This window comes from Nonomuraea sp. CA-143628, from assembly GCF_050942315.1.
Taxonomy (GTDB): domain Bacteria; phylum Actinomycetota; class Actinomycetes; order Streptosporangiales; family Streptosporangiaceae; genus Nonomuraea.
The window spans coordinates 4,457,320-4,480,260 of record NZ_CP192072.1 but is presented as its reverse complement, the minus strand read 5'-3'; the positions used below and the strand labels follow the sequence as shown (position 1 = coordinate 4,480,260).

Here is a 22,941-nt window from a genome sequence, read left to right as displayed (position 1 = left end):
CACGCACCAGTTCGAGCCCTCCGGTCAACATCACCGAGCCGTTTCCCGAGCTGAGCGCGTACGGAAGGACAGCCGTCCGTCTCCATCCACGGCCCGGAAAGCCGAGCATGCATGACAGCCACATCGGCGGACCGCTGATGTGGCCGTCGGCGGAGCCGTGGCCGGCGTGCGATCGTACGGTCACGGTGTATGACAGAGAGTCCGGGATACAGGACCGCACCCCTGAGAGCCCTGTGCCCATGGTGGGTGTTGCGCAGTTCTACGCACGGGACTTCCCCGAAATCCCTTTTCCCGAGGGCGCTGATCTGCTGCAAGTGCTGTGGTGTCCCAATAGCCACCTCTTGGAGGACACCGCGGCACCATTCCCGCTGCTGGTCTGGCGCCGCACCTCAGATGTCATAGACGTTATGGATGAGCTGCCCATGCGGCACTATGCCACCCCGGATAGCCCACCTGGGGCTCCGGCGGCTGAGCTCAGTGAAGAGTGCTTTCTGCCGCGCCCCTGTGTGCTGCATCCCGAGCGGATCACCGAATATCCTGAAAGCGATGAGCTCCCGGAGCAGCTCCAGAGGGGCCTGGACGAATGGGACGACGAGGCCGGCCTCATCTACGGCAACCTCCTGTCCATCGCGCCGGGCTGCAAGATCGGCGGATGGATATCCTGGAACCTCACCGACATGTACGAGTTGCCATGCAACGTCTGCGGAACGAAGACCCAGCCGTTCCTCAAACTGGACAGTAGCGAATGGGACATCGCCAGCGAGCCGCGATGGCGTCCCGTAGAAGAACGCCATCTTGAATGGGGGACACCTGAATACAAGGAGGCCCACGAGCCCACCACGCTCGAGATTGGCCGCTACGTAGCCCTTGTCATCTTCCTCTGCCCCCGATCCAGCGACCACGGCTACCGGCTGACCCTCCAATAGCCGCCGGCCAGGTCACGGCCAGATGCGTGGACTTCCCTGCCCGGCCGGCCATCCACATGGCGGACCGATTCCTGCTCGGGGCCGTGCGTCTTCTATCCTTCGTATCCGACCCGATCGGAGGAGTAGATCCAGTGAACGCTCAGCGCGACTACGCCGAACTCGTCCAGCGTGGCCTTTCGCTCGACCTGACCCGGGGAAAGCCGTCGCCGCGACAGCTGGATCTCGCCAACGACCTGCTCAAACTGCCCACGTCCTACAAGGCCGCCGACGGCACCGACGGGCGTAACTACGGCAACCTCCAGGGGCTCAGCGAGCTGCGGGAGCTGTTCGGGCCGCTGCTGCAGGTGCCCGCCGAGCAGTTGGTCGTCGGTGGCAACTCCAGTCTCGCCGTGATGCACGACACGATCGTGCACGCGCTGCTCACCAAGGTGCCCGGGGCTGAGCGGCGGTGGGTGGAGGAGCCGGAGGTCACGTTCCTGTGCCCGGTGCCGGGGTATGACCGGCATTTCACGATCTGTGAGCGGTTCGGGATCAAGATGGTGCCCGTGCCGATGAACGGCGAAGGGCCCGACATGGACGTCGTCGAGCGGCTGGTCGCCGAGGACGCGAGTGTCAAGGGCATCTGGTGTGTGCCGAAGTACAGCAACCCGTCCGGCGTCACCTACAGCGACGAGACCGTGCGGCGGCTGGCGGCCATGTCCACGGCGGCGGCTGATTTCAGGATTTTCTGGGACAACGCCTATGCGGTTCACCACCTCACCGACACCCACGCCGAGCTGGCCGACCTTCTGGCCCTGTGCACCGAGTACGGCAACGCCGACCGGGCCTTCGTGTTCGGGTCCACGTCCAAGGTGACGTTGGCGGGCAGTGGCGTGTCGTTCTTCGGGTCCTCGCCCGCGAACGTGAAGTGGTTCCTGGCCAACACCGCCAAGCAGTCCATCGGGCCCGACAAGCTCAACCAGCTCCGGCACGTCGAGTTCCTGAAGGACGCCGACGGGGTCGCCGCGCACATGCGCAAGCACGCCGAGCTGGTATGGCCCAAGTTCGAGCTGGTCGACCGGGTGCTGGCCAAGGAGCTCGGCGACCTCGGCACCTGGACGAGCCCGCAGGGCGGCTACTTCATCAGCCTCGAGGTGTCGCATGCCGGTGAGGTCGTGGCCAGGGCCAAGGCGGCCGGGATCGCATTGACTCCGGCTGGGGCCACGCACCCCTACGGCCAGGACCCCGACGACCGGACGATCCGGATCGCACCTACCTATCCGGATCTCGAGGAGCTGGAGCAGGCCATCACCGGTCTCGCCATCTGCGTCCGCGCAGTAGCCGAAGAGCGCGCCTGATCCAACAGCTCTAACTGAGCCTGCGCGCCTGATCCCAGGGTTTCGACTCAGCCCGCGCGCCTGACGCGCTCACGGCTTCCGGTACGACCGACCCGCCGTACCGGAAGTGCGGGTCAAGCGGTGCGGGTGCGGCGGAAGCCGAAGATGTACTCGCGGGTCTCACTGGGGTGGAACGACACCCCGACCCCGGGCTCGAACACCACGTTGTCCCGCGGGCAGTAACACAACCTCTCCCACACGGTGAGCGCCTGCACCCGGGCCGGCGCCTCCGCCGTGTCCCGCTTGCGGGCCCCGTACGACCCCAGCACGAACAGCAGCCCGAACCCCCAGAACAACCCGGTCAGGCAGAACGGCGCGAGCAGCACCTCGGTCCAGTTCGCGTCCTTGCCCATCGCGATCACCAGCGCGGTCACGAGGTGGACCAGGGCGGCGACGCCGAGCAGGATGTAGCCCTGGTTCCTGGTCCACGCCGTGTAGTGGCGGCTGGGGAACGACAGCCAGACCGCCAGCTGCGTACGGCTCATGAGGTGTTTCGAGGCGCCCAGCTGGGCCGCCGTCGGCAGATCGACGATGTCGCGCGTGGCGGCCATCCGGGCGCGGCCGATCCGGTACGTGGTGCCCGCCGCCACCACTCCAGGGACTGCGGATACCTGGTCAGATCGGCTGCATACCGGACACGTGACTTCCACCTGGGCAGTCTGGCCTTTAGCCGCGGTCGGCGCAAACCGTAGAGTTTCCCATGTGAGACCCATTGATGCCTTGGTGAACGCCCTTCCTGAGGGCCGCGTCCTGACCGACCCCGATGTCATCGACTCCTATGCCCGCGACCGTACGTTCCTGGAGCCCGGCAAGCCGCTGGCCGCGGTGCTCGCCACGTCGCGTGACGACGTGGTGACGACGCTCAAGTGGGCGACCGAGCACCGGGTCCCGGTGGTGCCGCGCGGCGGGGGTACGGGGCTGGCCGGCGCCGCCACCGCCGGTGACGGATCGGTGATCCTCTCCGTGGCCAGGATGACGGCGATCAAGGAGCTCTCCCCCGCCGACGAGATCGCCGTGGTCGAGCCCGGGGTGATCACCGCCGACCTCGACCGGGCGGCCAGGGAGCATGGGCTGATGTACGCGCCCGACCCGTCGTCGTACGAGATCTCCACGATCGGCGGCAACCTGGCCACCAACGCGGGCGGGCTGCGGTGTGTGAAGTACGGCGTGACCCGCGACTCCGCGCTCGGTCTGGAGGTGGTGCTGGCCGACGGCCGGGTCCTCGAGACGGGCCGACGCACGATGAAGGGCGTCACCGGGTACGACCTGACCGGCCTGTTCGTCGGCTCGGAAGGCACGCTCGGCGTGATCACCTCGGCGACGGTACGGCTGCGCAGGGCACCGGACAAGCCGCCGGCCACGTTCGCGGCGGAGTTCGGCTCGCTGCGCGACGCGGGTGCGGCCGTGTCGGCGATCATGGCCGCCGGGTGCCAGCCGTCGCTGATGGAGCTGCTCGACCGGGCGACGCTGGAGGCCATCGACGACTACCGCAACATCGGCCTGGAAACGAGCACGATCGCCATGCTGATCGGCCAGTCCGACGCGTCGGACAGCGAGTCGGTCGTCAAGCGCATGGAGCGACTGTGCGTCGACAACGGCGCGTCGTTCGTGGCGGTCTCCTCCAGCCCGCAGGAGACCGAGGAGCTGATCGGGCTGCGCAGAATGGCCTACGACGCCAAGGAGCGTCTTGGCGCGTGCCTGGTGGAGGACGTGTGCGTGCCGCGTTCCGCGCTGCCTGACATGATCATGGCGATCGAGGCGGCCGCCGTACGGCATGGCGTGAAGATCTGTACGGCCGCGCACGCCGGTGACGGAAACATTCACCCGGTCTTCATCTTCGAGCGTGGTATGACCGAGCCGCCCCCCGAGGTGTGGGCCGCGGCGGACGAGGTGTTCAAGCACGCTCTGCGGCTCGGCGGCACGCTCACCGGCGAGCACGGTGTCGGCGTCCTCAAGCGGCGCTGGCTCGGCCTGGAGTTCGGACCGGTGGCGCAGGAGATGCAGCAGGGCATCAAGGCCGTCTTCGACCCGCTTGGCCTGCTCAACCCGGGCAAGGCGATCTGAGTTCACCAAGCCGTGACCTAGCCCGGCCAAGGGGGCACGACCTGCTCCGAAACGCTGACATCTGGCGTCAAAAGATGAAACATCTGATGGGTCCGGGCAACGCCCCAAGGGTCACGCTGGTAGCGTTTCGCACCATCTGACGATTTGTTATACGTGGTCTTGGGGGTACGGCGTGAATCAGCACCAGCCGCTGGCGGCGGACGACCCGCGGCGGCTGGGGGCCTACGACCTCGTCGCCCGGCTCGGTGAGGGCGGCCAGGGAATTGTGTACCTCGGCCAGAGTGACACCGGCGAGCAGGCGGCGGTAAAGCTGCTGCACAACGCGCTGGTGGCCGACGCTGACGCCAGGAGCAGGTTCCTGCGCGAGGTCGCGGTGGCGCAGCGGGTGGCCAGGTTCTGTACGGCTCCGGTGCTGCACGCCGACCTTGAGGGCAGCCGGCCGTACATCGTGAGCGAGTACGTACCGGGGCCGTCCCTCCGGCAGTTGGTGATCAACGAGGGCCCGCGCCGGGGAGCGGCGCTGGAGCGGCTCGCGATCAGTACGGCGACCGCGCTGGCGGCCATCCACCGGGCCGGGATCCTGCACCGCGACTTCAAGCCCGCGAACGTCCTCATGGGGCCCGAGGGCCCCGTCGTGATCGACTTCGGCATCGCCCGAGCGTTGGACTCCCCCGGGGCGACGGCCACGGGCATGGCCATGGGGACGCCGTCATACCTGGCGCCCGAGCAGCTCAGCGGGGCGGCCGTGTCCGAGGCGGCGGACGTGTTCGCCTGGGGCGTCACGATGGTGTTCGCGGCGACGGGCAAGCCCGCCTTCGGCGCCGACTCGATTCCCGTGGTGATGAACCGGATCCTGAACGAGGAGCCGGAGCTCGGCGGGATGGAGGGGGCGCTGGGACAACTGGTGGCGGCGTGCCTGTCCAAGGACCCGTCCCAGCGGCCCAGCGCGGACCAGCTGATCGTGCACCTCACGGGGCAGCCGGCACCGCCCGCGTCCGTGGACCCGCTGATCACGGGCCCGAACCGCCAGGGCAACGGTCCTCAGCCTGACATTCAGACGGGCGCCGTCATGGGCGCCCCGGCGGGTACGGGGCCACAGCCGGGCGCGAACCCGCAGGACTCCTACCCCGGCCCCTGGATGCGGCCCAGCGCCGCCTCCCAGACGGGTCCGACCGGCCAGACCGGTCAGACCGGTCACTTCGGCCTTCCCGGCGCGACCAAGAGCGGCGCCCCGGCTCCCATGGCCGCAGCGGCCGGGACACCCCAGGGCAACCCCCCGAGCGGCCAGAACATGCCGCACGGCAACGCGTCGGCCGCCCCCGGGATGCCCGTCGGCGGCCAGGGAGGACCCGGCGGTCCGACGCAGCAGCAGGGCCCCATGGCTCAGGGGGCGGGCGCTCCCGGCCGGCCCATGGGCGGCGCTCCGGGACAGCCGATGGGCGTACCAGGACAGAGCGGCGCTCCCGGGCAGCCTATGGGCGGCGTACCGGGGCAGAGCGGTGCTCCGGGCTTCGGCGCAGGCGGCCCGGCGTATGGCCCCGGCGGCCCTAACGGCCCTGGCGGTCGTGGGCCCGGCACGAACGGGCCGGGGCAGCGGCCGCAGGCGGCTGACGCCGGGTCGGCGAAGCAGCGCCGTACCCTCACCTTCGCCCTGACCGGCGCCGCCGCCGCGGCCCTGCTGGTCGTGGGCGGCGCGGTGATCGTGCAGGCCAACAGCGGCGACGTCCAGAAGGTGGTCGCCGTCGGCAACACCTCCGAGGCCACCCCCACCGACGGCTCCGGGGGCGGACAGCCCGTCGAGCCGCCCCTGACGGAGGACAGCCCGGTCGTCTCGCAGCCGGTCCCGAGCGTGGAGCAGCCCGAGCCCACCAAGACCAAGACCAAGGAGCAGGTGATCCAGGACCCGAGCAGCCAGGTCCCGGTCACCGTCCCCACGGTCCCGCAGACGTCGAAGCCGACGACGCACCAGCCGGAGTCGGAGCCCAAGGCCACCAAGACCAAGGCCAAGCCCACCAACATGGTGGACCCGGATCCCGACCCCAAGACCTCGCCCACCGTGGACGACACGGACGACCCGAACCCCCAGCCGACCTCCAAGCCCACGACGAAGCCGACCGTGAAGCCCACGACGAAGCCGACGGTGAAGCCGACCGCCAGTCCCAAGCCGAACACCTTCAGCGCCACGGCGGTGTGCGGCTCCGGCTTCAAGGTGATCGACAGCCACACGCTGGGCAGCAATGCGACGATCTACCTGCTGTACGGCAACGGCAAGAACTGCGTCGTGACCATGTCCAAGCTGGTGTATCCCGGCAAGGTCTCGATGAACGCCACCCTCCAGGTAAAGAACGGCGGCAGCGGCAGCAACCCGGGCAAGTTCACCGCCTACGCGGGCCCGGTGCGGGTGGCGGCCGTCAAGAAGTGCGTGATCTGGGGCGGCTCCTGGGGCACCGCGTCCTGGAAGTCCGGCTGGAGCCACTGCACCTGAGACAGCGGAACCCAAGCCCTCCACGACGGAAAGGATCGTCGTGGAGGGCTTTTCGCGTGCCGGACAAGCGGGTTACCCTAGTTGACGTGATCGTCAAGTCCGAGCTGACCGCCCGAGGACGGCGTACGAGGGACGCACTCGTACGGGCGGGCCGGGAGGCGTTCGACGAGCACGGCTACGAGGCGGTGCGCATCGACGACGTGTGCGCCCGCGCCGGCGTCTCCCACGGCACCTTCTACACCTACTTCGACGCCAAGGAAGCCCTGTTCCGCGAGGTGGCGGCGGCGGTGGTCGGGGAGATGTTCACGGCGAGCGTCGTGGGTCCCGGCGTTCCCGGCGACCCGTACGCGCGCATCGAGGCGGCCAACCGGCTCTACCTGCGGGCCTGGGCGGCCAACTCACGGCTGGTCAGGATGCTCGAACAGGCCGCCACCGCCGAGGAGGGCCTGCGTGGCCTGCTGCTGGAGCTGCGCGAGGTGTTCGTCCGGCGCGGCGCCGAGGGGCTGCGGCGGCTGCAGGAGCAGGGGCTGGCCGACCCGGCCCTCGATCCCCGGCTGACGGCCGTCATGCTGGGCGGGATGGTGGAGCACTTCGCCCACGTCTGGCTTGACCTGGGCGAGCGGGCCGACGAGCGGACGGCCGTGGAGCTGCTCACCAAGCTCTGGGCCAGGGCCATCGGGTTGACATCGGCGTCAAGTTGGCAACAGGAGGGCGTGTGATCCGGAGCAGGCTCGATCCCAGCGGCGCCGACCATCGGGAGCGGCGCGCGGCGATGCTGGGCAAGCTGGAAGAGCTCGACGCCGAGCAGGCCAAGGCGGTCGCGGGCGGCGGCGACAAATACGTGGAGCGGCACCGGAAACGGGGCAAGCTGCTGGCCCGCGAGCGGATCGAGCTGCTCATCGATCCCGATTCCCCCTTTCTGGAGCTGTCGCCGCTGGCCGCGTGGGGCAGCGAGTTCCCGGTGGGCGCCAGCATGGTCACCGGGATCGGGGTGATCGAGGGCGTCGAGTGCGTGATCACCGCGAACGATCCCACGGTCAGGGGCGGCGCGTCGAACCCGTGGACGCTCAAGAAGTCGCTCAGATCCGCCGACATCGCGCTCCAGAACCGCCTGCCGTACGTCAATCTGGTGGAGAGCGGTGGCGCGGACCTGCCGACGCAGAAGGAGATCTTCATCCCGGGCGGGCGGATATTTCGTGACCTGACGCGAATGTCGGCGGCGGGGATCCCGACGATCGCGCTCGTGTTCGGCAACTCCACGGCCGGCGGCGCCTACGTGCCCGGAATGAGCGACTACGTGGTGATGGTGAGGGAGCGGGCCAAGGTGTTCCTCGGCGGGCCGCCGCTGGTCAAGATGGCGACCGGCGAGGAGTCCGACGACGAGTCGCTCGGCGGGGCCGACATGCACGCGCGCACCAGCGGCCTGGCCGACTACCTGGCCCTCGACGAGCACGACGCGCTGCGGATCGGGCGGCAGATCGTCCGGTCGCTCGCCTGGCGCAAGCTCGGCACGCGGCCTCAGGCCGTACAAGATCCGCTGTATCCGGCTGAAGAGCTGCTCGGGATCGTGCCGCAGGACCTGAAGGTGCCCTTCGATCCGCGCGAGGTGATCGCGCGGATCGTGGACGGCAGCGAGTTCGAGGAGTTCAAGCCGCTGTACGGGGCCTCGCTGGTGACGGGGTGGGCGCGGCTGCACGGCTATCCGGTCGGGATCCTGGCCAACGCGCGTGGCGTGCTGTTCAGTGAGGAATCGCAGAAGGCGACCCAGTTCATCCAGCTCGCGAACCAGTCGCGCACTCCGTTGCTGTTCCTCCAGAACACGACCGGTTACATGGTCGGCAAGGACTACGAGCAGGGCGGCATCATCAAGCACGGCGCGATGATGATCAACGCGGTGTCCAACTCGACGGTGCCGCACCTCACCGTGGTGATGGGCGCCTCCTACGGCGCCGGAAACTACGGGATGTGCGGCCGGGCCTACGATCCGCGGTTCCTGTTCGCGTGGCCGAGCGCGAAGTCGGCGGTGATGGGGCCCGCACAGCTCGCCGGGGTGCTGTCGATCGTCGGGCGGGCGTCGGCCGAGGCACGTGGTCAGGTGTACGACGAGGAGGGCGACGCGGCCATGCGGGCGATGGTGGAGGCGCAGATCGAGGCGGAGTCACTGCCGTTCTTCCTGTCGGGGCGGCTCTATGACGACGGGGTGATCGACCCGCGCGACACCAGGACCGTGCTGGGGCTGTGCCTGTCGGCGATCAACAGTGCCGCGGTGCCAGAGGCGGCGGGATTCGGGGTGTTCCGGCCGTGATCACTCGTCTGCTGGTCGCGAACCGGGGCGAGATCGCCCGGCGCGTCTTCCGTACCTGCCGCTCGCTCGGCATCGAGACCGTGGCCGTCTTCTCCGACGCCGACGCCGGAGCGCCGCACGTGGCCGAGGCCGACTACGCGGTACGGCTGCCCGGCGCCAAACCCGCGGAGACCTATCTGGACATCGACCGGATCATGGCGGCCTGCCAGGCGGCGGGTGCCGACGCCGTGCATCCGGGATATGGGTTCCTGTCGGAGAACGCGAACTTCGCCCAGGCTGTGCTGGATGCCGGGCTGGTGTGGGTGGGGCCGTCGCCGGAGTCGATCGCGGCCATGGGGTCGAAGATCGAGGCCAAGCGGCTGATGGGCGACGCTGGAGTGCCGGTGCTGCCATCGCTGACGGCGGCGGTCACGGCCTTCCCCGTGCTGGTGAAGGCGTCCGCCGGTGGTGGCGGGCGGGGTATGCGGGTGGTGCGCGACCCCGCCGAGCTGGAGCGGGAGATCGCGTCGGCGCGGCGCGAGTCCGAGTCGGCGTTCGGCGACGGGACCGTGTTCGTCGAGCCACTGCTCGAAGGGGCCAGGCACGTAGAGGTACAGATCCTGGCCGACCGGCACGGCACCGTTTGGGCGCTCGGCGAGCGGGAGTGCAGCATCCAGCGCCGGCACCAGAAGGTCGTGGAGGAATGCCCCTCGCCCGGCATCACCCAGCGGGTCAGGGACGAGCTCTGCGCGGCGGCGGTCAGGGCGGCCAAGGCCATCGGATACGTCGGCGCCGGGACCGTGGAGTTCCTGGTCAAGGGCGATCAGGTGGCCTTCCTGGAGATGAACACCCGGCTCCAGGTCGAACATCCGGTCACCGAGCTGGTCTACGGGGTGGACCTGGTGCGGCTGCAGATCGAGGTGGCCGAAGGGCTGGCGCTGCCGGACTCCCCGCCGCCGCCTCAGGGGCATGCGGTCGAAGTGCGGCTGTACGCGGAGGACGGGGACTATCTTCCGCAGACCGGGGTCTTGCGGCGGTTCGAGGTGCCTGGGGACGTACGGGTTGATTCAGGGGTGGAGGCCGGATCGGTCGTCTCCGCTCATTACGACGCGATGCTCGCCAAAGTGATCGCTCATGGCTCGTCCCGGGATGAGGCTGTACGGAAACTGACCACGGCGCTGCGACGCGCTCGAATCCACGGGCTCACCACCAACCTTGATCTGCTGGTGAGCGTCCTGACAAATCGGGATTTCATGGCCGGAGACACGCACACCGGCTTCCTCGACGAGCACCAGCAGGAGCCGGGGCGCCTCGATGAGCTGGCCGTGCTGGCCGCCGCCCTGGCGCAGGCCGCCGCCAACCGGGCCGCCGCGCCGGTCCTGCGCAGCCTGCCCTCCGGCTGGCGCAACGTCCGGTCACAGCCCTCGCGCGTCGTCTTCGACGAGGCCGAGGTCGTCTACGAGCCGCTTCCCGACGGCATCGAGCTGGTCCATGCGGACCCGTCCAGCATCGTCCTGGAACGCGGCGGCGTACGGCACACCTTCGACATCGCCCACTACGACGGGAAGGTCTGCGTCGACTCCCCCAGCGGTTCCGTCGAGCTGACGCCCGCGCCACGGCTGCCCGAGCCCGTCGAGCAGGTCGCGCCGGGCTCACTCTTGGCCCCCATGCCGGGTAGCGTGCTGCGGGTCGAGGTCGAGCCGGGTGACCGCGTGGCGAAGGGCCAGGCGGTGCTGGTGCTGGAGGCGATGAAGATGGAGCATCAGATCGCCGCGCCCGCCGAGGGCGTCGTCTCCGGCGTACACGTCGAGAAGGGGCAGCAGGTCGAGGCGGGCGCCGTGCTGGCGATCATCCGGGAAGGGGACTCATGACGAGCCTGGTCCACAAGGAGCTGGCCGGCGGCATCGCGACGATCACGCTGGACTCGCCGGCCAACAGGAACGCGCTGTCCGTACGGCTGCTCGGCGACCTGGAACGCCGGCTGAACTGGGCGCTGACCGAACCGGACGTCCGGGTGATCGTGCTGACCGGCGCGGGCCCGGTGTTCTGCTCTGGCGCCGACCTGAAGGAGCAGCGCGTCGAGCCCGCTTCCGGGGTCGGTGACGCGCCGGTGACGGCGTCGTTCCCGGAGATCCTCTCGCTGATCTGGGAGAGCCCGAAGCCGATCATCTGCCAGCTGAACGGCACGGCCCGCGCGGGCGGGCTCGGCCTGGTGGCCGCGTGCGACTTCGCCATCGCGCCGGTGACGGCCTCCTTCGCGTTCACGGAGGTACGGCTCGGCGTCGTGCCCGCGATGATCGCCGTACCGGTCCTGCGCAGGCTCGACCCCCGAGCTGCGGCCGAATACTTCCTGACCGGCGAGGTGTTCGACGCGGCCAGGGCCGTGGAGATCGGGCTGCTGACGCGGGCCGTACCCGCCGAGGAGCTCGACGCGACCGTGCGGCACTACGCCGGGATGCTGCTCAAGGGCGGCCCCGAGGCGCTGGCCATCACGAAACGGCTGGTCAGGGAGCTGCCGCAGGTGGCGTTCGAGGAGGGGCTGCGGCAGATGACCGCGCTGTCCGCCCAGCGCTTCACCTCCGAGGAGGGTCAGGAGGGCATCGCGGCCTTCATGGGCAAGCGCCCCGCCAAATGGGTTCCCTCTTCATGACACTGCGCATCGCCAACTGCAGCGGCTTCTACGGTGACCGGCTGTCGGCCGCGCGGGAGATGGTCGAGGGCGGGCCGATCGACGTGCTCACGGGCGACTGGCTGGCGGAGCTGACGATGCTCATCCTGGCCGGCAACCGCCTCAAGGGCCGCCCCGGCTACGCGCCGACGTTCCTGACGCAGCTCGAAGAGGTTCTCGGCACCTGCCTCGACAACGGCATAAAGATCGTGACCAACGCCGGCGGGCTGGACCCGGCCGGGTGCGCCGCCGCCGTACACGAGCTCGCCGCCCGCCTCGGCCTCTCCCCCAAGGTCGCCCACGTCACCGGCGACGACCTCACCGGCCGCGACCTGGACCTGACCAACGCCGACACCGGCGAGAAGCTCACCGCGACGCCCCTGACCGCCAACGCCTACCTGGGCGGCCGCCCGATCGCGACGGCCCTGTCGGCGGGTGCCGACGTCGTGGTGACCGGCCGCGTCACGGACGCCGCCCTGGTGACGGGCCCTGGCATCTGGCGGTACGGCTGGCAGCCTGACGAGCTCGACCCTCTGGCGGGCTCGGTGGTCGCGGGCCACATCATCGAATGCGGCTGCCAGGCCACGGGCGGCAACTACGCGTTCTTCCAGGACGTACCGGATCTGGCGCACTGCGGCTTCCCCATCGCCGAGCTGCACGCCGACGGCTCCTCCGTGATCACCAAGCACCCGGGGACGGGCGGCCTGGTCTCGATCGGCACGGTGACGGCCCAGCTCGTCTACGAGATCGCCGGCCCCCGCTACCTCGGGCCCGACGTGGTGGCCCGCTTCGACACCATCACGCTGTCGGACGACGGCCCCGACCGGGTGCGCGTCTCCGGCGTACGCGGTGAGCCGCCGCCCGGCACGCTCAAGGTCGCGGTCAACTACCTGGCCGGATACCGCAACACGATGACGCTGGTCCTGACGGGCCTGGACATCGAGGCCAAGGCCCGCCTGGCGGAGGAGACTCTCTGGGCCAGGGTGCCGAAGGAGTCGTTCGACGACGTGGACGTCACGCTCGCGGACGGGGGGCTGCTGCGGATCACGGTCATGGACGCCGACCAGCGCCGGGCCGGACGCGCCTTCTCCTCGGCCGTGGTGGAGACGGGGCTGGCCAGTTACCCCGGCTTCTACGGTCTCGCGCCGCCGGGCAACGCTTCGCCGTACGGAGTGTATTGGCCGGTGCTGATACCGGCCGCGGAGGTGCGGGCCCGGGTCTTCCTGGACGGCGAGGAGGTCCCTGTGCCTGTGGACGTCTCGGCAGCGGCCGACTCGGCGCCGGACGTTGTACGGCGTCCCCCGTCGCGGCTTTCGACAGACCAGCCCACCGTCCGCCTCCCGCTGGGCCGTCTGGCGGGTGCCCGCTCGGGCGACAAGGGCGGCAACGCCAACCTCGGCGTCTGGGTCGACACGGTGGAGCGGTACGACTGGCTGGCGGCCTACCTGACGACGGACCGCCTGAAGGAGCTCCTCCCCGGCCTGGCGGCCCACCGGATCACCCGCTACGAGCTGCCGAACCTCCACGCGCTCAACTTCGTCGTCCACGGCCTGCTGGGCAGGGGCGTGGCGGCCAGTCCTCGCATGGATCCCCAGGCCAAGGCGCTGGGCGAGCAGCTACGCGCCCAGCCGGTCGACGTGCCGGAGATGCTGCTGGCCGAAAGCGGAATCCACTTGCCCGATCACAGTCCGTAGTCTTATTGTTACCGGCGGGATGACTATGCGGAGTCGCTAACTAGGCGACGGAGATCGTCATGGGTAAGCACGAAGGCGACCCCAAGAAGTACAAGCCGTACATTGCCCCCAAGGCCAAGGACGAAGACACCTTGTGCGGCGGAAACGGCAAGCACAGCGGCGGAAAGGGCGACAACAAGGACAACAAAGACAACGGGGACAAGAAGTGAACGCCCCCAGCCGAATCGAGCGGATGCTCGACGAGATCCAGGCCGTTTCCACGCGCAGCAAGTGGGTGCTCAGCGCACTGCGAGCCGTACCCCGTCACCTGTTCATCCCGTCGATCGCGCAGGCGTTCGTCGGGTTGGAAGAGCGTGAGGTCATCGTCGACCGCGACGCCGACCCCGATACCTGGTGGGAGGTGGTCTACTCCGACAGCGTGCTCGTCACACAGGTCGATGACGGTGCCACCGAGATCAAGCTCGGCGTCAGAGGCTCCACCTCGTCCAATTCCGCGCCCAGCACCGTAGCGGACCTGCTCCAATGGCTGGACCCCGAACCCGGCCATCGGGTGCTCGAGGTGGGCACCGGCACCGGCTGGACCGCCGCTCTGCTCTCTCACGTGGCCGGCGCGACCAACGTCACCTCGATCGAGATCGACAGGGCTAACGCCGAGCAGGCGGCCAAGAACCTCGGCGCCGCCGGAGTACAGCCGCATCTTCTCGTCGGCGATGGCGCGTACGGCTTCCCCGACCACGCCCCCTTCGATCGGGTGCATGTCACGTGCGGCATCCACACCGTGCCCTACGCCTGGATCGCACAGTCCCGGCCCGGCGCGGTGATCGTCGCCCCATACTGTCCCGGCTTCGGCCTCAACAATGCGCTGCGGCTCGTGGTCAGGCCGGACAGCACGGCGATCGGCCGCTTCCCCGGCTTCGCCTCATACATGATGATGCGCTCCCAGCGGAGCACCGACATCGGCGACTTCGACCCCGACCAGGCGCAACTGTCCACCACCAGGATCGACCCGCGCACCCTCGCCTACGCCCCGGCCGGAGCCGACCTGGCGATCTCGACGCTGACCGGCCTGCAATCTCGCACCTACCGCGAGGCTGATCTCTATCGCATGTGGGTCATCGGCGACAGCGGCCGGTGGGCGGCGGCGACCTGGGAGCCGAAGCGGGACGTCTACGAGGTCTTCCAGATCGGCGACCGGGACGTCTGGCAGGAGGCCGTGGACGCCTACTACCGGTGGGTGAGCTGGGGCGAGCCCGACCGTGACCGGTTCGGCATGACGGTCACCCCCGAAGGCCAGCACATCTGGCTGGACACACCGGAGCGTGTCATCAGCCGATAGGTCATACGTGAGCCTCCTGGGCGCGCCAGCCCAGGAGGCCCGCGCCCAGCAGACCCGCGTGGACGCCGAGGGCCGAGACGCGCAGGGCCGGTGGATGACGGAAGGTGAGCAGGGCCGACAGCCGGTCACGGAGGGGCGCGATCAGGGTGTCGCCCGCCAGCGAGAGGCCGCCGCCGATGACGACCAGGGCCGGGTCGAGCAGCAGCGTGTACGTGGCCAGGGCCAGGGACAGCGCCTCCACCGCCTCATCCCAGACCGCCACGGCCTCAGCGTCGCCCGTCAGCACGCGGGCGACCACGTCGGCGGCGGAGTCCTCGCCGCAGCGGGCCGCGATGGCCGAGGCCGAGGCGTACGCCGCCAGGCAGCCGCGCTGGCCACAGGCACAGGGGAGGCCGTCGGGCCGTACCGGGATGTGGCCGATCTGGCCGGCCCAGCCGGCGGCTCCGCCGTACAGGCTGCCGGACAGGACCACCGCGCCCGCGATGCCGGTGCCGATGGGGAGGTACACCACGTCTCCCGACCCGCCGCCGTACGCCAGTTCGGCCTCCCCCGCCGAGCGGACGTCGTGGCCGAGCGCGACCGGCAGGTCGACCTCGGTGAACGCCTCGACGGGCACGTCGCGCCAGCCGATCGCGGCGGAGAACACCGCGTGCGTGGCAGTCACCAGCCCCGGCACGGCCAGCCCCACCGCGACGGGCTCCAGACCGCCGGACGTGCGGCGGCGGGACAGGTCTGTGACGAAGGCCGAGATGGCGGCGATCACCCGTTCGGGGCCCTCGGCGCGGGGCGTGGCCCGGCGCTCCACGTACAGCGGAGTCCCGTCGCGGCCGACGAGGCCGCCCTTCAGCGTCGTCCCACCCACATCGACCGCCACCACGCATTCCACCCGCCTAGTAAATCGTTTGAACGAGCGACCGGCGACCAGGAAGGCTGTGCGGCATGAACCCGCGCCTGCTGTCCCGAGCCGACCTCGACGCCTGCACCCGCCTGGCCCAGGACCGCGAGTGGCCGCCCGAGCGGCACAAGTGGGGGCTGCTGTTCGAGGTCGGCGAGGTGTACGGGATCGACGCGCCCGACGGGGACGGCCTCGCCGCGACGAACATCCTGACCCGCTACGGCGACGGCCACGCCGTGATCAGCATGGTCCTCACCGCCTCCCGGTACGGCAGGCAGGGGCTTGCGGGCAAGCTGATGGAGCATGTGCTGGGGCAGGCGGGAGAGCGTGTCGTCTGGCTGCACGCGACCGAGAACGGGCGCCCGCTGTACGAGCGGCTCGGCTTCCGTACCGTCGGCAGGGTCGCCGCGCATACCGGTGTCTTCCAGGGCGAGCGTTCCGGCCGGACCCGGCCCGCCACGCAGGAGGATCTCGGCGCGATCCTGGCGCTGGACGCGGAGGTGTTCGGCACGGACAGGTCGGCGCTGCTGCGCCGCATGTTCGGGTTCGGGGAGCAGGTGCGGGTCGCCGAGGGCGGGTTCGGGCAGGCGTGGCGCAACGACGGCAACGTGGTCATCGGCCCTGTGGTGGCGCGCGACCAGGCGACCGCCGAGGCGCTGATCGGCGACCTGGCCCTGGACGTGGGCGGCGTCGTGCGACTGGACCTCGACCTGGCCAAGGACGGCCTGGTCAGGTGGGCGGGTGAGCACGGCATCGGCAACCCGTGGCCGGTCTCGCTCATGGTGCTGGGCGGCGAGCTTCCGGGGGATCGGGCCCGCCAGTTCCTGCCGTACATGCAGGCGCTCGGTTGACCGGCCGAACGCGCCTCTCATAGGGTGCTAGAACTTAATTCTACAAGAGGGCGGCGATGACCTCCACCCACATCGACGTCGGCGCCATCGACTTCGGCGCGCTCGGCGCCTGGATGGACGCCCAGGGCCTGCCCGGCGGCGACATCGGCGACGCCGTCCCGGTCCTGGGCGGCACGCAGAACGTCATGGTCCGCTTCCAACGCGGCGACACCCCGTACATCCTGCGCAGACCTCCCCTGCACGCGCGGCAGCAGAGCAACGAGGTGCTGCGCCGGGAGGCGCGAGTGCTCGCGGCGCTGCGCGACACCCCGGTGCCCGCGCCGAGGCTGGTGGCCGCGCAGACGGCGGACGAGCCGGTCTACTACCTGATGGAGCCGGTCGACGGCTTCAATCCGTCGAACGGGCTGCCCGAACCGCACGCCTCCGACCCCGCGATCCGGCACCGGATGGGCCTGGAGGCGGCGGGCGCGCTGGCCGAGCTGGGGCGCGTCGATCCCGCCGTACTGCCCGCCTTCGGCCGGCCTGAGGGGTTCCTCGAACGGCAGGTGCCGCGCTGGCTCAAGGAGCTCGACTCGTACGGCAGGCTCGACGGCTACCCCGGACCCGACATCCCGCGTCTGGCCGAGACGGCCGAGTGGCTGGAGCGGCATCGGCCCGCGACGTTCACGCCGGGGGTCATGCACGGCGACTACCACTTCGCGAACCTGATGTTCGCCCACGACGGCCCCCGCGTGGCGGCGATCGTCGACTGGGAGATGTCCACCATCGGCGACCCGCTGCTCGACCTGGGCTGGCTGCTGGCCACCTGGCCGTCGAACAACGACCACGTCCCGGGCCTGCCGCCGCCGGGAGAGCTCGTCGCCTACTACGCGGCGCTGTCCGAGCGCGATCTGTCGGCCATCGACTGGTACGCCGTGCTGGCCTGCTTCAAGCTGGGCATCGTGCTGGAAGGCACCCATGCCAGGGCCTGCGCCGGCCAGGCCCCCAAGGACATCGGGGATCGGCTGCACGCCACCACGCTGGCCCTGTTCGCGAGGGCTCAGGAGTTCATGGGAGGGCTGCTCTAAATACCGATTTTTCCTAAAACGATCACTTATGTCCGCCTGAGTCATACAATTGCGCGCAATTGCAGTTGATACTCGGGGAAGGATAGATATGCGGATGCGGTTCCTCGGCTCCACCTCGGAGGCGGGCGCCTGCCCCACCCTGTACGAGACCGATCGGGGCACGATCGTCGTTCAGGGCCTCGAACTCACCGACAAAGAAGCCCTCGCGGACCTCCGTGACATCCTCGATGGCGAGACGGCAGTGGAGGTTCCCCGCGAGCTCATTACCGAAATAGCGCGCCGAGTCCTGGCCGAAACTCCGGTAACCGCTTTCCCGAGCAGGGACGGAACACCCGCCGCGACCGATTGATCACGATTGCAAACCGGCTCTGGCATGATCCACGCAACCCGGTCTAGCCTCATGCGGTGACGTCGTTTCAGCAGGCGCGCGTCGACCTCGGCAGCCAGCTACGCCAATTGCGCGAGGCCGCCCACCTTTCGGGCAAAGACCTGGCCGAAAGGCTCCGGTGGCAGCCGTCGAAGGTGTCACGCCTGGAGAACGCCCGGCAGACCGCCACAGAGGACGACGTGGTCGTCTGGGCGGCTGCCGTACACGCGCCTTCGGAGACGGCCGACGACCTGATCCGGCAGTCCATCGCGCTGCTGGAGCGGCACGACGACTGGAAGCAGCGGCACCGCAGCGGCCTGGCCGCCCTCCAGGAGGACATCCGCGACCTGGAGGCACGCACCAAGCTCTTCCGGGTGTTCGAGCCGGCGATCGTCATCGGGCTGCTGCAGACCTCCGAGTACGCCAGGCACGTCTTCCGCAAGGTCAAGCGCCTCTACAGCGCCGCCGACCAGATCGACGCGGCGGTCCGCGTACGGATGCAGCGCCAGGAGATCCTCTATGACCGGAGCCGTACGTTCAGGTTCGTCGTGACGGAGTCGGCGCTGCGCACCCGGATCGCCCCGCTCGACGTCATGCACGGCCAGCTCGACCGGCTGCTGGCGGTGAGCACGCTGCCGAACGTGGAGTTCGGGGTCATCCCGTTCAGCACCGAGATCCCCTCGTCGCCGATCAACGGGTTCTGGATCTACAACGAGGCCATGATCGGGCTGGCCACCATGACGAAGGACCTGGTGCTGCGCGACCCCGACGACATCGCCTTCTACGTGCGGGCCTTCGAGGACTACGCGAAGTGCGCGGAGTTCGACGAGGCGGGCCGGGACGTCATCATCGGCATTCTTAACGACTACCGGAAACAATCCTCACATTAACCATCGCAATTGCTTGCCTCCCACCACAAGATCGTGCAATTCTGTCGCGAGACGTTGCGGAGGTGATGCATGATGCTCGACACCGCGCTCAGCCTCGAGCGGTTCGCGTGGTATGCGCGACGACACGCCGACCTGGCGATTCAGAACGTCGCTCTTTCCAGCGACCCCGCCTATGTGTCCGTGCGTAACCGCTTCTCCGCGAACCTGGCCGAAACCGTCACCCTTTCCGAGGGTGGGAGTTTCCTCACCTCGTGGGGCTATCGGCTTGGAACGACGGACGACGTCGAGGGCGCGGCCGCCCGGCTGGCCTTCCTCCTGGCCGCGCTGCCGGCCTAGGCCCTTTTTTTTAGGCCCGTCGGGAAAGCGCCTTCCCTATTCGAACGCCGAAGGCTGGATCCCGGCCTCTCTGGCCGCCGCCGTGTGCGCGTGGTCCAGCAGGCGGGAGCGGGTCAGGACCGCCGGGTGGAGCGTGTAGCGGATGACCAGGCCGTCCAGCATGGCGTCGATGCGTTCGGCCGAGGCCGCCGGGTCTTCGCACCTGAACTCACCCGATTCCGTACCGTCCGCGAGGACCTGAGTGAGGGCCCCCAGCCACGCCGATTCGAGCTCCAGCATGATCTCGCTGACTGCCGGCTCGCGGAGGGCGGTGTTCCAGGCGTCGATCCACAGCAGCCAGCTCTGGTCGGAACGGGACTCCGGGATGTAATAGCGCAGAACCCGGTCCAGGCGCTCGACCGCGGTGCCGGGGCCGGCCGCCAGCTCCCCCAGGCGGGCTCCCTCGATGTCGAGGGTGGCCCGCAGCATGGCGGTGATCAGCTCGTCCTTGGTGGCGAAGTGGTAGTGGATGAGGCCACCGCTGACGTTGACCGACTTGGCGATGTCGGCGATCCGGGTGTGAGCCAGGCCGCGCTCCAGGACCACCTTGCGGGTGGCCTCCAGGAGCTCGGCCCTGCGCTGGTCTGCCTGCTCGGCCCGGTTCGTACTCCGCACCGGGTCAGCCTATCCGCCCTCAGCAGCCTGACTTGTAGAGGACCTTCTGGATCTCGGGGGTGTTCAGGTTCTGCTTGGTGACGATCGTGGCGTCGGTCGGGATCGAGGCGGTGACCGGCTGGCCCTTCACCGCGGCGACGGCCTGCTCGACGCCCTTGGCGCCGATCTCGCCGGGCAACTGGGCGATCAGGGCGGACACGACGCCGTCCTGGAGCTGCTTGACCTGTGCGGGACCGGCGTCGAAGCCGACCATCTTCACCTTGTCCAGCTTGCCCGCCTGCTGCAGCGCGGAGCCCGCGCCGGTAGCGGAGTTGAGGTTCGTGGCGAAGATCCCGGCCAGGTCCGGGTCCTTGGCCAGCGCGGCGTTGACGATCTTGGAGGCTTCGCTGACGTCGTTGTGCGAGTACTGGACGCCGAGATAGGAGATCCCCGGATGGTTCGCCTTGATCTCCTCCTCGAAGCCCTTGATCCGGGCGTCCACCGAGCTGACGCCCGGGTCGGTGGAGATGACCAGCGCCTTGCCCTTGTCGCCGATCTGCTCGGCCAGCGCCTTCGCGGCGGCGGCACCGCCCTTGACGTTGTCGGTGCTGATCCGGGACAGGCCGATGCTCGGGTCCTCGACCACCGTGTCCACCAGGATGATCTTGATGTCCTGCTGCTTGGCCTGGGTGAGCGGCGCGATCAGCGCCTTCACGTCGGTCGGCGCGATCAGGATGGCGTTGGGCTTGCTGGCGATGACCGAGTTGACGATCGGCGTCTGCAGCGTCGGATCGAACTTCTGCGGCCCCTGTACGTCGAGCTGCACACCCAGCTCCTTGGCCTTGGCCTTGGCGCCGCAGGCCATGGTCTCGTAGAACTCCTCCCCCGCCAGACCTTGGATGAGCGTTATCTTGGTGGGCCCACTCTCGGTTGTCGTCGTCCCACCACCACAGGCCGCGACGGTGAGCAACAGCGTCGCGAGTGCCAGAGCCTTACGCATGCCTGTCTCCTTACTGGTCGCGCCTGCCGCGCTGCCACTGGTCGACATAGACGGCGGCGACGAGCACGGCGCCCACCACCACCTGCTGCCAGAACGGCCGCACCCCGAGAATCTGGAACCCGTTCTGCAGCACCACCGGGATGAACACCCCGATGACCGTCCCGACCACGGTCCCCACGCCGCCGAACAGCGAGGTGCCGCCGATCACCACGGCCGCGATGGCCTGCAGGTTGTCGGTGGAGTGGGCGGAGACGCCGGTGATCCCGTACTTGGCGAGCGACAGGTACCCGGCCAGGCCCGCCAGCAGCCCCGCCAGGCCGTACACCTTGATCAAATGCCTGTTCACGGCCACGCCGCCGCGGCGGGCCGCCTTGGCGTTGGAGCCGATCGCGTACGTGTGGCGGCCGAAGCGGGTGCGCGCCAGCGTGACGCCGAGCACGGCGGTGATCACGGCGCAGATCCACGCGATCGTCGGCACGCCGAGCCAGCGCGCCAGTCCCAGGCCGAGGTTGAGGTCGCCGGGCGCGCGCAGATCCACGCCCCCGGTCAGCAGCAGCGCGCCGCCGAGCGACATGCCCAGCGTGCCGAGCGTCACGATCAGCGCCGGGATGCGGCCCTTGGCGATCAGGAAGCCGTTCAGCAGCCCCCAGGCCAAGCCAGTCAGTACGGCGGTGGCGGCGCCGAGCAGGAGTGAGCCGGTGGCGTCCATGAGCTTGGTGGCCGCGACCGCGCTGAACACCAGCACTCCCCCGACGGAGAGGTCGATGCCCGCGGTGATGATGACGTAGGTCATGCCGGTGGCGAGGAGGAGCAGGATGGCGGCGTCGCTGACCAGGTTGAGGAGGTTGAAGGAGGTGGCGAAGCTGGTCGGGCGGAGGATCGAGAAGAGGATCAGGAGGGCGGCCAGGACGGCGGCTATCCAGACGACTTGGCGGTCGCGCAGGCGGGTCTTCTCGGGGGCGCTCGTTTCGGGCGGCGATTCGATGACACTCACTTGGGAATCTCCGATTGCTCGGCGACCTGGCCTTCGGCTGGCTCGATTGTTTGACCGGAGGCTTGTTCGATGGCGCCTGTCATGGCGCCGACCAGATCCTCCATCGAGACCCGCGCCGTCTCGAACCTGGCCACCCGCCGCCCCAACCGCAGCACCTCAACCCGGTCGGACACCGCCTTGACGTCCTGCATGTTGTGACTGACCAGCACCACCGCCACCCCGGTATCCCGCACCCGGCGAATGAGATCGAGCACCTTCTGCGTCTGCACGACCCCGAGCGCGGCGGTCGGCTCGTCCATGAACACCACCCGGCGCGCCCACGTCACCGCCCGCGCGACCGCGACCCCCTGCCGCTGCCCGCCCGACAACGTGGAGACAGGCGCGCTCTGCGACATGAGCCGTACTCCGAGCGTTTCACAGGCCTCTCTGGTACGGGCCCGCATGGCCGCGTTGTCGAGTAGCCCGAGCCGACCGCGCAGACCTTTTTGCAGCAGTTCCCTGCCGAGGAAGAAGTTCGCCGCCGGGCTCAGATCGGCACACAGCGCGAGATCCTGATAGACCGTCTCAATTCCGGCTCCCCTGGCGTCCTCAACCGACCCGAACTCCACGGACTCGCCGTCTACGACGATCTCGCCGGCGTCCGGTCCTTCGGCGCCCGAAAGGATGTTGACCAGCGTCGACTTCCCAGCGCCGTTGTCGCCGATCAACGCCACGACCTCGCCGGGAAGCAGCGCGAAGTCCGCGCCGCGCAGCGCCTCCACGTGGCCGTAACTCTTGACGATCCCCCGGGCTTCCAGCAGCGGTGCGGACATAGAACTATCAAGTGCCGCGTATGACATCGTTGTCAACCCCGATCTTCACATGGCTTGGTATGGCCGTGCGAAGCTCCCCGAGCCCCCGGACGCTTACGCTGTTGGGGACTTGGCGTCACGAAGGACCCGGACGTGCATCGTACGTCCCCTTCCCCACGCGGCCGGGCGGGACGATGACGATCGACCTTCGAGAAGATCATCACCCGGGCGCTCATCTCCCAGCTCCGTCTGCCAGGATGCGAGCTGTCCGATCTATTCGATCT

22 protein-coding genes are annotated in these 22,941 nt (G+C 69.2%); 16 read left to right on the top strand and 6 right to left on the bottom strand.

Features of this window, described 5'->3' with window-relative positions; genetic code table 11:
• The first annotated feature begins 107 nt into the window (after positions 1 to 107).
• Together ACQP2T_RS20655 and ACQP2T_RS20650 are read left to right on the top strand one after the other, a co-directional pair.
• Positions 108 to 926: a hypothetical protein gene (locus tag ACQP2T_RS20655; RefSeq protein ID WP_433517739.1), complete on the top strand. Its 819-nt coding sequence runs from the start codon at positions 108 to 110 to the stop codon at positions 924 to 926.
• Positions 927 to 1,057: 131 nt separating this feature from the next.
• The gene (locus ACQP2T_RS20650; protein ID WP_433517738.1) at positions 1,058 to 2,263 is read left to right on the top strand and encodes an aminotransferase class I/II-fold pyridoxal phosphate-dependent enzyme; all 1,206 of its coding nucleotides are present in this window, start codon (positions 1,058 to 1,060) and stop codon (positions 2,261 to 2,263) included.
• 113 nt (positions 2,264 to 2,376) lie between these two features.
• Here the strand turns inward: ACQP2T_RS20650 and ACQP2T_RS20645 are convergent, their stop codons facing one another.
• On the bottom strand, positions 2,377 to 2,892 hold the full coding sequence (locus ACQP2T_RS20645; RefSeq protein ID WP_433517737.1) for a hypothetical protein: 516 nt from the start codon (positions 2,890 to 2,892) through the stop codon (positions 2,377 to 2,379).
• Between the two features lie 112 nt (positions 2,893 to 3,004).
• Between ACQP2T_RS20645 and ACQP2T_RS20640 the strand changes: the two genes are divergently transcribed.
• The 9 genes from ACQP2T_RS20640 (at position 3,005) to ACQP2T_RS20600 (ending at position 14,833) form a co-directional block, all read left to right on the top strand.
• A complete protein-coding gene (locus ACQP2T_RS20640; protein ID WP_433517736.1) occupies positions 3,005 to 4,366 on the top strand; it encodes an FAD-binding oxidoreductase in 1,362 nt (453 codons plus the stop codon).
• A 172-nt stretch (positions 4,367 to 4,538) separates the two neighbouring features.
• Entirely contained in the window at positions 4,539 to 6,851 is a 2,313-nt protein-coding gene (locus ACQP2T_RS20635; protein ID WP_433517735.1) for a serine/threonine protein kinase, read from the top strand.
• Positions 6,852 to 6,937: 86 nt separating this feature from the next.
• Positions 6,938 to 7,570 (top strand): TetR/AcrR family transcriptional regulator, encoded by a 633-nt coding sequence (locus tag ACQP2T_RS20630; protein WP_357951022.1) that lies wholly within the window; start codon positions 6,938 to 6,940, stop codon positions 7,568 to 7,570.
• A gap of 53 nt (positions 7,571 to 7,623) precedes the next feature.
• Positions 7,624 to 9,156, top strand: coding sequence for an acyl-CoA carboxylase subunit beta (locus ACQP2T_RS20625; protein WP_433519804.1), 1,533 nt, complete (start codon positions 7,624 to 7,626; stop codon positions 9,154 to 9,156).
• A complete protein-coding gene (locus ACQP2T_RS20620; protein ID WP_433517734.1) occupies positions 9,153 to 11,006 on the top strand; it encodes a biotin carboxylase N-terminal domain-containing protein in 1,854 nt (617 codons plus the stop codon). The genes ACQP2T_RS20625 and ACQP2T_RS20620 overlap by 4 nt, the downstream gene beginning before the upstream one ends.
• Positions 11,003 to 11,785, top strand: coding sequence for an enoyl-CoA hydratase-related protein (locus ACQP2T_RS20615; RefSeq protein ID WP_433517733.1), 783 nt, complete (start codon positions 11,003 to 11,005; stop codon positions 11,783 to 11,785). Before ACQP2T_RS20620 ends, ACQP2T_RS20615 begins: the two co-directional genes overlap by 4 nt.
• The gene (locus tag ACQP2T_RS20610; RefSeq protein ID WP_433517732.1) at positions 11,782 to 13,497 is read left to right on the top strand and encodes an acyclic terpene utilization AtuA family protein; all 1,716 of its coding nucleotides are present in this window, start codon (positions 11,782 to 11,784) and stop codon (positions 13,495 to 13,497) included. The genes ACQP2T_RS20615 and ACQP2T_RS20610 overlap by 4 nt, the downstream gene beginning before the upstream one ends.
• A gap of 59 nt (positions 13,498 to 13,556) precedes the next feature.
• Positions 13,557 to 13,706, top strand: a complete 150-nt coding sequence (locus ACQP2T_RS20605; protein WP_357951012.1) for a hypothetical protein — start codon at positions 13,557 to 13,559, stop codon at positions 13,704 to 13,706.
• Entirely contained in the window at positions 13,703 to 14,833 is a 1,131-nt protein-coding gene (locus ACQP2T_RS20600; RefSeq protein WP_433517731.1) for a methyltransferase domain-containing protein, read from the top strand. The genes ACQP2T_RS20605 and ACQP2T_RS20600 overlap by 4 nt, the downstream gene beginning before the upstream one ends.
• Position 14,834: 1 nt before the next feature.
• Here the strand turns inward: ACQP2T_RS20600 and ACQP2T_RS20595 are convergent, their stop codons facing one another.
• Positions 14,835 to 15,707 (bottom strand): ROK family protein, encoded by an 873-nt coding sequence (locus ACQP2T_RS20595; RefSeq protein ID WP_433517730.1) that lies wholly within the window; start codon positions 15,705 to 15,707, stop codon positions 14,835 to 14,837.
• 65 nt (positions 15,708 to 15,772) lie between these two features.
• Between ACQP2T_RS20595 and ACQP2T_RS20590 the strand changes: the two genes are divergently transcribed.
• From ACQP2T_RS20590 to ACQP2T_RS20570, 5 genes are all read left to right on the top strand, one after another.
• Entirely contained in the window at positions 15,773 to 16,579 is an 807-nt protein-coding gene (locus tag ACQP2T_RS20590; protein WP_433517729.1) for a GNAT family N-acetyltransferase, read from the top strand.
• A gap of 56 nt (positions 16,580 to 16,635) precedes the next feature.
• A complete protein-coding gene (locus ACQP2T_RS20585; RefSeq protein ID WP_433517728.1) occupies positions 16,636 to 17,646 on the top strand; it encodes a phosphotransferase family protein in 1,011 nt (336 codons plus the stop codon).
• 88 nt (positions 17,647 to 17,734) lie between these two features.
• Positions 17,735 to 17,995, top strand: a complete 261-nt coding sequence (locus ACQP2T_RS20580) for a hypothetical protein (RefSeq protein ID WP_433517727.1) — start codon at positions 17,735 to 17,737, stop codon at positions 17,993 to 17,995.
• 56 nt (positions 17,996 to 18,051) lie between these two features.
• On the top strand, positions 18,052 to 18,903 hold the full coding sequence (locus ACQP2T_RS20575) for a helix-turn-helix domain-containing protein (RefSeq protein ID WP_433517726.1): 852 nt from the start codon (positions 18,052 to 18,054) through the stop codon (positions 18,901 to 18,903).
• Positions 18,904 to 18,972: 69 nt separating this feature from the next.
• Positions 18,973 to 19,239, top strand: coding sequence for a hypothetical protein (locus ACQP2T_RS20570; protein ID WP_358175893.1), 267 nt, complete (start codon positions 18,973 to 18,975; stop codon positions 19,237 to 19,239).
• A gap of 36 nt (positions 19,240 to 19,275) precedes the next feature.
• On the opposite strand, the gene ACQP2T_RS20565 is transcribed toward ACQP2T_RS20570, so the two are convergent.
• From ACQP2T_RS20565 to ACQP2T_RS20550, 4 genes are read right to left on the bottom strand one after another with little or no spacing between them, the layout of a single operon-like run.
• Positions 19,276 to 19,893 (bottom strand): TetR/AcrR family transcriptional regulator, encoded by a 618-nt coding sequence (locus ACQP2T_RS20565; protein ID WP_433517725.1) that lies wholly within the window; start codon positions 19,891 to 19,893, stop codon positions 19,276 to 19,278.
• A gap of 19 nt (positions 19,894 to 19,912) precedes the next feature.
• A complete protein-coding gene (locus ACQP2T_RS20560; RefSeq protein ID WP_433517724.1) occupies positions 19,913 to 20,872 on the bottom strand; it encodes an ABC transporter substrate-binding protein in 960 nt (319 codons plus the stop codon).
• Between the two features lie 10 nt (positions 20,873 to 20,882).
• Positions 20,883 to 21,866: an ABC transporter permease gene (locus ACQP2T_RS20555; protein WP_433517723.1), complete on the bottom strand. Its 984-nt coding sequence runs from the start codon at positions 21,864 to 21,866 to the stop codon at positions 20,883 to 20,885.
• Positions 21,863 to 22,627 (bottom strand): ATP-binding cassette domain-containing protein, encoded by a 765-nt coding sequence (locus ACQP2T_RS20550; RefSeq protein ID WP_433517722.1) that lies wholly within the window; start codon positions 22,625 to 22,627, stop codon positions 21,863 to 21,865. The genes ACQP2T_RS20555 and ACQP2T_RS20550 overlap by 4 nt, the downstream gene beginning before the upstream one ends.
• Between the last annotated feature and the right edge of the window lie 314 nt (positions 22,628 to 22,941).